This window comes from Nonomuraea sp. IBHARD001, assembly GCF_056106265.1.
This window is the reverse complement of the sequence record NZ_JBWBBW010000002.1, coordinates 8417394-8428435: the sequence shown is the minus strand read 5'-3', so window position 1 is coordinate 8428435 and position 11042 is coordinate 8417394. Positions and strand designations below refer to the sequence as shown.

Genomic DNA, 11042 nt, shown 5'->3' with positions numbered 1-11042 from the left:
CTAGCGGGCCGCCGCGACCTCGTCGATGGCGGCCAGCTCGTCCTCGGTGAACGGCGGGCCGTCCACACAGGCGACGTTCGCCTCCAGCTGGGCGACGCTGCTCGCACCGATCAGCACCGAGGTGACCCTGTCGTCCCTGATCGCCCAGGACAGCGCCATCTGCGCCAGGCTCTGCCCCCTGGCGGCCGCGATCTCGTTCAGGCCTGCGGCCAGCTCGCGGTCAACCTGGTCGGCGGACAGGAAGTGGCTGGTCGCCGCCCGCGAGTCGGCCGGGATGTCGCCGCCGAGATAGCGGTCGGTCAGCACACCCTGCGCCAGCGGCGAGTACACGATGCAGCCGAGCCCCTCCTCCTCCAGCGTGTCCAGCAGCCCGTCCTCGATCCATCGGTTGACGATCGAGTACGACGGCTGATGGATCACCAGCGGTGTGCCGAGCTCGCGCATGATCCTGGCCGCGCGTGCCGTCTGCTCCGGGGGGTAGTTCGACACGCCCGCGTACAACGCCTTGCCCGAGCGCACCGCCCGGTCCAGCGCGCCCATCGTCTCCTCCAGCGGAGTGTCCGGGTCGGGCCTGTGGCTGTAGAAGACGTCGACGTAGTCCAGCCCCAGCCTGCCCAGCGACCGGTCGAGGCTGGCCAGCAGGCTCTTGCGCGAACCCCACTCGCCATAGGGACCAGGCCACATGTAGTAGCCGGCCTTGGAGGAGACGATCACCTCGTCCCGGTAGGCCCGGAAGTCCGAGGCGAAGATCGAGCCGAAGTTGCGCTCGGCCGACCCGTCGGGCTCGCCGTAGTTGTTGGCCAGGTCGAAGTGCGTCACCCCCAGGTCGAACGCCCTGCGCAGAATCGCACGCTGGGTCGCGATCGGCCGGTCGTCGCCGAAGTTGTGCCACAGCCCGAGCGACACCGCGGGCAGCCTGAGCCCACTACGCCCACTCCTGTTGTACGGCTGCCGCTCGTATCGGCCCCCGGCCGCGACGAACGTCACTTGCCGCCCCGCTCGATGATCCACGACAGTGCGAACGCCTCCTCGCGCCAGGCGTCGTAGCGCCCGCTCCGCCCGCCGTGCCCGGCGCCCATCTCCGTCTTCAGCAGGAAGGGCCCGCCCTGCGCCGTCGCCCGCAGCCTCGCCACCCACTTCGCGGGCTCGTGGAAGAGCACCCGCGTGTCGTTGAGGCTGGTGATCGCCAAAATCGGCGGGTACGGCACGGCCGCCACGTTCTCGTACGGCGTGTAGCCCTTCATATAGGCGTAGACGTCGGCGTTGTGCAGCGGGTCGCCCCACTCGTCCCACTCGATCACGGTCAGCGGGAGCGACGGGTCGAGGATCGTGTTGAGCGCGTCGACGAACGGCACCTCCGCCACCACGCCCGCGAACTCCTCGGGGGCCAGATTGACCGCCGCGCCCATCAGCAGGCCGCCGGCCGAGCCGCCGCGCGCGATGACCGCCGAGCTCCAGCCCGCCGCCTTCACGTGCTTGGCCGCGGTCACGAAGTCGGTGAACGTGTTGCGCTTGCGCAGCAGCTTGCCCTCTTCGTACCAGCGCCTGCCCATCTCACCGCCGCCGCGTACATGGGCGATGGCGAACACGAAACCCCGGTCGAGCAGCGACAGTCTGGCCACCGAGAAGGCCGGGTCCATCGACGACTCGTAGCTGCCGTAGCCGTACAGGACGGTCGGCGCCTCCTGGCCCGTCGTCCTGGCCCTGACGATGGAGATCGGCACGCGGGTGCCGTCCTCGGCGGTCGCCCAGTCGCGGAACTGCTCGTAGTCGCCGGGGTCGTAGCCACCGAGCACGGCCTTGCGCTTGAGCAGGGTGAGCTCGCGCGTGGTCACGTCGTAGTCGTAGACCGAAGGCGGCGTCACCATGCTGGTGTAGCCGAGGCGCAGCAGCTTGGTGCCGAACTCCGGGTTGCCCGCGGGGGAGACGTCGTAGAGCGGCTCGGGCCAGGCGATCTCGTAGGCCTCGCCGTTCTTGGGCAGGACGCGCAGACCGGTCAGGCCGTCGCGGCGCAGGTGCAGCACCGCGTGGCCCTCGAACGCGTCGATGTCGAGCAGCCTGGTGTCGTCGCGGTGCTCGATCACGGTGGTCCAGGCGCCGGGGTCGTCCAGGGGGGCCGTGGCGAGCTGGAAGTTCTCGGCGTTCTCGTTGTGCAGGACGTAGAAGTGCTCGCCCGCGTGCTCGAGGTTGTACTCGACGCCGGTCACACGGGGCCTGACCACGCGGAACTCGCCGGTCGGGTCGGTGGCGTCGAGGATGCGCACCTCGCTGGTGATCTTGCTGCCCACGCCCAGGACGAGGTACTTCTCGCTCCTGGTCAGGCCGATGCCCACCCAGAAGCGCTCGTCGGTCTCCTCGTAGACGAGCACGTCGTCATCGGCCGGTGTGCCGAGCGTGTGCCGGTACAGCTGGTGGGGGCGCCACGCGTCGTCGATGCGCGTGTAGAAGAACGCCGAGCCGTCGGCGGCCCACGTGCCTCCGTAGAAGACGCCCGGGATCTCGTCGGCGAGGAGCTCGCCCGTGGTCAGGTCCTTGAACCTGAGCGTGAAGCGCTCCCCGCCGGTGTAGTCGGTGGAGTAGGCGAGCATGGAGCCGTCGGGCGTGATGGCGCTGGTGCCGACGGCGAAGAAGTCACTGTCACCGGCCAGCGCGTTGCCGTCGAGCAGGACCTGCTCGCCGTCCAGCGTGCTGTCGGTGCTGATGGTCGGTGGAATGTCGCCCGTGGCCGGGACCCGGCAGGAGACGGCGTACTGCTTGCCCTCTTCGGTCCTGCTGAAGTACCACCACGCGCCCTTGCGGCTCGGCACGCTCAGGTCGGTCTCCTGCGTGCGGCCCTTGATCTCCTGGAACACCTGCTCCTGGAGGTCCGCGAGGTGCGCGGTCGTCTCCTTGGCGTAGGCGTTCTCGGCTTCCAGGTAGGCGATCGTGTCGGGATCGTCCTTGTTCGTTAGCCAGGAGTAGTCGTCGATCACGGTGTCGCCGTGATGGATACGCTCGCTGGGAACCTTCTTCGCCTCTGGCGGCAACTGGCTGCTCACCATCCGAGTCTACGGTCGGGGCCTGTTCGTGATCTCGTTCGTGGTTTGAGCGCTCAGGACGGCTGCTAATGTTTAGGAGCCGACGAGGTACGGCGCAACCAACCACTTCACTCCGGTGAATCCGGCATGGTTCGCGACGTCCACTGACGGCAGGCCCCACAAACTCAGCAGTCCTGATGATCGGTTCGCAGAACGGTTTGATGGCTGGTAAGTTAGAGGGGTTGCCCCGGAAACGGGGTGATCGAAATCCTAGCGTGTTTGACGGGATTGTGACAAAGCCTCCGGGTTTGACACAAAAACGGCGGATGAGCTAAGATTGAGACACAACGACGGAATGAACGCCACCTGGTGGTTGAGGGTGTACGCGTCCGTTTCTTGAGAACTCAACAGTGTGTTAAAAGCCAGTGCATGATGCACAACCCCGTCGCGCTCACATTGTGGGTGTGATGGATTCCTTTGGTTGATACATGCAGTATCAGCCGGGTGAAACATTTCCAGGCATTGTTTGGAGAGTTTGATCCTGGCTCAGGACGAACGCTGGCGGCGTGCTTAACACATGCAAGTCGAGCGGAAAGGCCCTTCGGGGTACTCGAGCGGCGAACGGGTGAGTAACACGTGAGCAACCTGCCCCCGACTCTGGGATAAGCCCGGGAAACTGGGTCTAATACCGGATATGACACACGATCGCATGGTCTGTGTGTGGAAAGTTGTTTCGGTTGGGGATGGGCTCGCGGCCTATCAGCTTGTTGGTGGGGTAGTGGCCTACCAAGGCGACGACGGGTAGCCGGCCTGAGAGGGCGACCGGCCACACTGGGACTGAGACACGGCCCAGACTCCTACGGGAGGCAGCAGTGGGGAATATTGCGCAATGGGCGGAAGCCTGACGCAGCGACGCCGCGTGGGGGATGACGGCCTTCGGGTTGTAAACCTCTTTCAGCAGGGACGAAGTTGACGTGTACCTGCAGAAGAAGCGCCGGCTAACTACGTGCCAGCAGCCGCGGTAATACGTAGGGCGCAAGCGTTGTCCGGAATTATTGGGCGTAAAGAGCTCGTAGGTGGCTGGTCGCGTCTGCCGTGAAAGACCCGGGCTTAACTCGGGTTCTGCGGTGGATACGGGCCGGCTAGAGGTAGGTAGGGGCAAGCGGAATTCCTGGTGTAGCGGTGAAATGCGCAGATATCAGGAGGAACACCGGTGGCGAAGGCGGCTTGCTGGGCCTTACCTGACGCTGAGGAGCGAAAGCGTGGGGAGCGAACAGGATTAGATACCCTGGTAGTCCACGCTGTAAACGTTGGGCGCTAGGTGTGGGGTCCTTCCACGGATTCCGTGCCGGAGCTAACGCATTAAGCGCCCCGCCTGGGGAGTACGGCCGCAAGGCTAAAACTCAAAGGAATTGACGGGGGCCCGCACAAGCGGCGGAGCATGTTGCTTAATTCGACGCAACGCGAAGAACCTTACCAAGGCTTGACATCGCCCGGAAAGCATCAGAGATGGTGCCCTCTTCGGACTGGGTGACAGGTGGTGCATGGCTGTCGTCAGCTCGTGTCGTGAGATGTTGGGTTAAGTCCCGCAACGAGCGCAACCCTTGTTCCATGTTGCCAGCAACCTCTTCGGAGGGTTGGGGACTCATGGGAGACTGCCGGGGTCAACTCGGAGGAAGGTGGGGATGACGTCAAGTCATCATGCCCCTTATGTCTTGGGCTGCAAACATGCTACAATGGCCGGTACAGAGGGTTGCGATACCGTGAGGTGGAGCGAATCCCTAAAAGCCGGTCTCAGTTCGGATTGGGGTCTGCAACTCGACCCCATGAAGTCGGAGTCGCTAGTAATCGCAGATCAGCAACGCTGCGGTGAATACGTTCCCGGGCCTTGTACACACCGCCCGTCACGTCACGAAAGTCGGCAACACCCGAAGCCCGTGGCCCAACCCGTAAGGGGGGGAGCGGTCGAAGGTGGGGCTGGCGATTGGGACGAAGTCGTAACAAGGTAGCCGTACCGGAAGGTGCGGCTGGATCACCTCCTTTCTAAGGAGCATCTGACCGGTCGTCAAAACCCGGTCTACGCTGTGATTGCAGGCGAATGTTCTGCACACGGCAGCTCATTAGTGGAGCACTGGCTACTCGGTTCGGCGTCATCGCTGTCCGGCAAGTACCGCCCTGGGGGTTCACCCTTGGGGAGTGGGAACGGCGGTTCAGGGGTGGGGTTGTCCCGGACACACTGTTGGGTCCTGAGGGAACGGACCGGTCGGGCCCGCTGAGGCGGGCTCGCTGTCTGTTGGAGCCTCGTTCAGGGCCATCCTCCTGCCAGATCGCATCATCTCGTGGAAACGGGGTGGTGGTCTGATGGCGGGCCGGGTTTGGTTGCTGTTTGTTGTTTGAGATTTGCATAGTGGACGCGAGCATCTTTGTGGCCAAGTTTTTTAGGGCACACGGTGGATGCCTTGGCATCAGGAGCCGATGAAGGACGTGGAAGGCTGCGTTAAGCCTCGGGGAGTCGCCAATCAGACGTTGATCCGGGGATTTCCGAATGGGGAAACCTAGCACCAGTCATGTGGTGTTGCCTCCGCCTGAATGTATAGGGCGGTTGGTGGTAACGCGGGGAAGTGAAACATCTCAGTACCCGTAGGAAGAGAAAACAAGAGTGATTCCGTGAGTAGTGGTGAGCGAAAGCGGATGAGGCTAAACCGGGCATGTGTGATAGCCGGCAGGCGTTGCATGTCCGGGGTCGTGGGACCCTCTTGATCAGGCTGCCGCCTGGTCGGACAGTGATAAATCCTTTGGGTAGTCGAAGCCTCTGGGAAGGGGCGCCGTAGACCGTGAGAGCCGGGTAGGCGAAACCTTTTGGACTGTTTGAGGGGATCCCAAGTAGCACGGGGCCCGAGAAATCCTGTGTGAATCTGCCAGGACCACCTGGTAAGCCTAAATACTCCCTGATGACCGATAGTGAACAAGTACCGTGAGGGAAAGGTGAAAAGCGCCCCGGTGAGGGGTCGTGAAATAGTACCTGAAACCGTGTGCCTACAAGCCGTAGGAGCTTGCACCAGCTTGTCTGGTGTGTGATGTGACTGCGTGCCTTTTGAAGAATGAGCCTGCGAGTTATGGTGTGTGGCGAGGTTAACCCGTGTGGGGGAGCCGTAGCGAAAGCGAGTCTGAATAGGGCGTTTGAGTCGCATGCTGTAGACCCGAAGCGGAGTGATCTACGCATGGGCAGGTTGAAGCGAGGGTAAGACCTCGTGGAGGACCGAACCCACCAGGGTTGAAAACCTGGGGGATGACCTGTGTGTAGGGGTGAAAGGCCAATCAAACTCCGTGATAGCTGGTTCTCCCCGAAATGCATTTAGGTGCAGCGTCACGTGTTTCTTGCCGGAGGTAGAGCACTGGATGGCCGATGGGCCCGACAAGGTTACTGACGTCAGCCAAACTCCGAATGCCGGTAAGTGAGAGCGTGGCAGTGAGACTGCGGGGGATAAGCTCCGTAGTCGAGAGGGAAACAGCCCAGATCACCGACTAAGGCCCCTAAGCGTGTGCTAAGTGGGAAAGGATGTGGAGTCGCAGAGACAACCAGGAGGTTGGCTTAGAAGCAGCCACCCTTGAAAGAGTGCGTAATAGCTCACTGGTCAAGTGATTCCGCGCCGATAATGTAGCGGGGCTCAAGTACACCGCCGAAGTCGTGGCATTCACACTGCAAGGTGTGGATGGGTAGGGGAGCGTCGTGTGCTGCGGTGAAGCGGCAGAGTGATCTAGCCGTGGAGCGTACACGAGTGAGAATGCAGGCATGAGTAGCGAATCGAGGGTGAGAAACCCTCGCGCCGGATGACCAAGGGTTCCTGGGCCAGGCTAATCCGCCCAGGGTAAGTCGGGACCTAAGGCGAGGCCGACAGGCGTAGTCGATGGACAACGGGTTGATATTCCCGTACCCGCTTTAACGCGCCCATACTGAACCTCGTGATGCTAAGAGTCCTTAGCCTTTCCTAAAGCCTTCGGGCTTGGGTGGGGTGAACGCTCGGACCGATCGGGTAGTAGGTAAGCGATGGGGTGACGCAGGAAGGTAGTCCAGCCCAGGCGATGGTTGTTCCTGGGGTAAGCATGTAGGGCGAGACGTAGGCAAATCCGCGTCTCATACAGCCTGAGGTGTGATGCCGAGCCGATTGTGGCGAAGTGGATGATCCTATGCTGCCGAGAAAAGCCTCTAGTGAGTGTTATGGCGGCCCGTACCCTAAACCGACTCAGGTGGTCAGGTAGAGAATACCAAGGCGATCGGGTGAACTGTGGTTAAGGAACTCGGCAAATTGCCCCCGTAACTTCGGGAGAAGGGGGACCTCTGCTGGTGATAGGCCTTGCGCCTGGAGCTGGTGGGGGTCGCAGTGGCCAGGGGGAAGCGACTGTTTACTAAAAACACAGGTCCGTGCTAAGTCGTAAGACGATGTATACGGACTGACGCCTGCCCGGTGCCGGAACGTTAAGGGGACCGGTTAGCGACGTAAGTCGCGAAGCTGAGAACTTAAGCGCCGGTAAACGGCGGTGGTAACTATAACCATCCTAAGGTAGCGAAATTCCTTGTCGGGTAAGTTCCGACCTGCACGAATGGCGTAACGACTTCCCCGCTGTCTCAACCGCAGACCCGGCGAAATTGCACTACGAGTAAAGATGCTCGTTACGCGCAGCAGGACGGAAAGACCCCGGGACCTTCACTACAGCTTGACATTGGCGTTTGGAACGTCTTGTGTAGGATAGGTGGGAGACTGTGAAGCTGTCACGCTAGTGGTGGTGGAGTCATTGGTGAAATACCACTCTGGTCGTTTTGAACGTCTAACCCTGGTCCGTGATCCGGATCGGGGACAGTGTCTGGTGGGTAGTTTAACTGGGGCGGTTGCCTCCTAAAGAGTAACGGAGGCGCCCAAAGGTTCCCTCAGCCTGGTTGGCAATCAGGTGTCGAGTGTAAGTGCACAAGGGAGCTTGACTGTGAGACTGACGGGTCGAGCAGGAGCGAAAGCTGGGACTAGTGATCCGGCGGTGGCATGTGGAAGCGCCGTCGCTCAACGGCTAAAAGGTACCCCGGGGATAACAGGCTGATCTTCCCCAAGAGTCCATATCGACGGGATGGTTTGGCACCTCGATGTCGGCTCGTCGCATCCTGGGGCTGGAGTAGGTCCCAAGGGTTGGGCTGTTCGCCCATTAAAGCGGTACGCGAGCTGGGTTTAGAACGTCGCGAGACAGTTCGGTCCCTATCCGCTGCGCGCGCAGGAGACTTGAAAGGAGCTGTCCCTAGTACGAGAGGACCGGGACGGACGAACCTCTGGTGTGCCAGTTGTTCCGCCAGGAGCACGGCTGGTTGGCTACGTTCGGAAGGGATAACCGCTGAAAGCATCTAAGCGGGAAGCTCGCCTTGAGATGAGGTCTCCCACCATGAGAGTGGGTAAGGCTCCCAGTAGACGACTGGGTTGATAGGCCGGAGGTGGAAGCACGGTAACGTGTGGAGCTGACCGGTACTAATAGGCCGAGGACTTGACCACAAAGCATCTTGCTCGCGTCCACTAGGCAATTCTGAAACCACAAACAGCTGGTCTGTTTGACAGTTTCATAGTGTTACGGCGGTTATAGCGTGGAGGAAACACCCGGTTACATTCCGAACCCGGAAGTTAAGCTCTACTGCGCCGATGGTACTGCACTCGGGAGGGTGTGGGAGAGTAGGTCGCCGCCGGACAATCTTTCAAAAGGGCCACCCCGCTTGTGCGGGGTGGCCCTTTTTGCGTTGTACCGAAGAATGTTGCGCTGAAGAAGCCGAAGAATGGGGCACTGCCTGGTTTGCGGCTGGTGGTGCGTTCCTCGTTCGATTGCTCGCGTGTTCGTTCGTGCGTCGGGTGTTGGCGATTGGCGGGCTGAGCAGGGCTTACGCATGCTTCGGGCTGGCCGTGGGCGGCCGTCGAGGGTGTGCCCGGGTGGTGTGCTCGGGGTTAGGCTGGGCCGCTTCCGGAGATTTCGTACCTGGCCACTTCGGCGTCTCGGATCATCGATGATTGGTCGTCACTTGGGCCTGAGGTGCGGAAGGCGTCGAGGCTTTCGGGGGAATCCCAGCGTTCGTAGATGTTGATGCGGTCGGGCTCGACGAGATCGGCGCCGAGGGAGAAGTCGAAACAGCCGGCCGTACGCCTGGCATGGGCGATCACGTCTAGGCATGTCCGCAGATAGTCGTCACGCTCAGCGGGGTCAACCTTGAGCCAGCCCGAGATAATGATCATCTCGCCATCATACGAATACGAACTGGCGTGCGGGCTGTGCTGGGGCATTTGGTGTTCTGGGGTTCGTCGCCTGTTGTCTGTTCTGGGGATTCGCGGGGATTCGCGTTCGAGGTTTCTGCGTTCCCGCGTCATGTGCTCCCGCGTCTCGTGCTGACGTGGCTCGTGCGCTGGGGTCTCCTGCGGTGGGGCGCTGGGTCTTCAGTGCGTGTGGGGTGTGGCTGGCGTCAATCATGACTTGCTGGCTGTGCGGCCAACGGGTGTCGACGGAATGAGCGCCCGACGCTTTGGCCTCTCTGAGCCCGGCCTCGTTCAACTCCTGCGAGAACCCCGCGAGGACCCGGAGGACCCGCGCGAAGTCGTCGCTGCGGAGGGAGGTCGCGATGGAGGAATGGGGCATGGCCGTGTTGGGGGCCGTGGGGATCGTCGTTTCTCATGGCCCTGCTGGTGTCTTGCATAGGTCGTTGGGTGGGGTGTTCTGTTTTTCGGGTTCTTGGCGTTCGTGGTGGGAGAGCGGGGAGGTAGGCGTACGCGGGTGGTTGGGGCTTGGGTGGGTTGGGGGGAGGGGCGGGCTCAGAGGGCCGTGGGCGTCGTGGAAGAGGTGTGTGTGCCTCTGGCTACCCTTCGTGTGCGTCGCAGGGCGTAGCGGAGTCCTCCGGGCTTGTGGGGGGCCTTCGGCGGTTCTTCTTGACAGGTGAGGCTCTGCGGCTCGTTGGTGTGCGGGCTCTGTTCCTCGTCTCGCGCTGTCGTTGGCGGCGGTTGCCTTCGGCTGGCTTCGTCTCGATCTCACCTGGTCGTCGTGTGCCGCCTGTCGCGTTCGTTGGGCTGGTCGGCTGACAGGACTTGGCCCGGAACTCCAAGTGCGTTCCAAGGGGGTGGGGTGTGTTGATCGAACTGCAACTCGTGGCGGGGCCTACTACGGACGGTGGGGGGCAGGCAGGTAGGAACAGGGCGCGAGGCGCTGTTAGGCGTGGAGAGTGCCTGAGGTGATGGTGATGGCTTTGCCGGTGAGGTCCACTCGGTCGCCGCGGAGGGTGGTTCGGATGGTGCCGCCCCGGCGCGAGAGTTGGCGGCCCGTGAGGGTGGGGCGGCCGAGTCTGGCCGACCAGAAGGGGGACAGCGCGCAGTGAGCCGAGCCGGTGACGGGGTCCTCCACGATGCCTACGCGAGGGGCGAAGAAGCGGCTGACGAAGTCGGCTTCCGTGCCGGCCGCGGTGACGATGACGCCTCGTACGTCGATCTCGGACAGGGCCGCGATATCGGGTTCGAGGGTACGGACGACCTCTTCGGATTCGACCTCCACCAGCAGGTCAAAGGCGCTTTGGCCGACCCAGAGAGCGCGGGCGCCCAGTGCGTTTTCCAGGCCTTCGGGAGCGGTGACCGGGGTCACATTCTTGGCCGGGAAATCCATCGTGATCATCCCGTCGCCGGTCTGATTCACGGTCAGGGTGCCGCTCTTGGTCTCGAATTCCAGGGTGCCGGTCGCCAGGCCGGTCGAATACAGGACGTGTGCCGTCGCGAGCGTCGCATGACCGCAAAGGGCGACTTCCACCTCAGGGGTGAACCACCGTAGCGAATTGCCCAGGAGGAAGGCTGTCTCGGACAGCTGCATCTCCTGGGCCACCGACTGCATCCACGTCTCCGGTGCGGCGGACTCGAGGAGACAGACCGCGGCAGGATTACCCTGGAAAGCGGAGTCGGCGAAGGCGTCAACCGTGAACAGGCGCATGGCGTCGACTCTATGGTGGGGCGATAACCGTTCGTCAACTGG

4 protein-coding genes and 3 rRNA genes are annotated in these 11042 nt (G+C 62.3%); 3 read left to right on the top strand and 4 right to left on the bottom strand.

Features of this window, described 5'->3' with window-relative positions:
* Together ACTWNK_RS39955 and ACTWNK_RS39950 are read right to left on the bottom strand one after the other, a co-directional pair.
* Positions 1 to 987: an aldo/keto reductase gene (locus ACTWNK_RS39955; RefSeq protein WP_474310131.1), complete on the bottom strand. Its 987-nt coding sequence runs from the start codon at positions 985 to 987 to the stop codon at positions 1 to 3.
* The gene (locus ACTWNK_RS39950; protein ID WP_474310130.1) at positions 984 to 3041 is read right to left on the bottom strand and encodes a S9 family peptidase; all 2058 of its coding nucleotides are present in this window, start codon (positions 3039 to 3041) and stop codon (positions 984 to 986) included. Before ACTWNK_RS39950 ends, ACTWNK_RS39955 begins: the two co-directional genes overlap by 4 nt.
* A 499-nt stretch (positions 3042 to 3540) precedes the next feature.
* Between ACTWNK_RS39950 and ACTWNK_RS39945 the strand changes: the two genes are divergently transcribed.
* The 3 genes from ACTWNK_RS39945 (at position 3541) to rrf (ending at position 8739) form a co-directional block, all read left to right on the top strand.
* Positions 3541 to 5060 (top strand): 16S ribosomal RNA (locus tag ACTWNK_RS39945).
* 384 nt (positions 5061 to 5444) lie between these two features.
* Positions 5445 to 8548 (top strand): 23S ribosomal RNA (locus tag ACTWNK_RS39940).
* A 74-nt stretch (positions 8549 to 8622) separates the two neighbouring features.
* Positions 8623 to 8739 (top strand): 5S ribosomal RNA (gene rrf, locus ACTWNK_RS39935).
* The 16S, 23S and 5S rRNA genes sit together here, the layout of an rRNA operon.
* Before the next feature lie 250 nt (positions 8740 to 8989).
* Here the strand turns inward: rrf and ACTWNK_RS39930 are convergent.
* Complete coding sequence (locus ACTWNK_RS39930; RefSeq protein WP_474310129.1) at positions 8990 to 9274, bottom strand: putative quinol monooxygenase; 285 nt, start codon at positions 9272 to 9274, stop codon at positions 8990 to 8992.
* 961 nt (positions 9275 to 10235) lie between these two features.
* Positions 10236 to 11000 carry a PhzF family phenazine biosynthesis protein gene (locus tag ACTWNK_RS39925; protein ID WP_474310128.1) on the bottom strand — a complete coding sequence of 255 codons (765 nt, stop codon included), beginning with the start codon at positions 10998 to 11000 and terminating at the stop codon, positions 10236 to 10238.
* Positions 11001 to 11042: the final 42 nt, after the last annotated feature.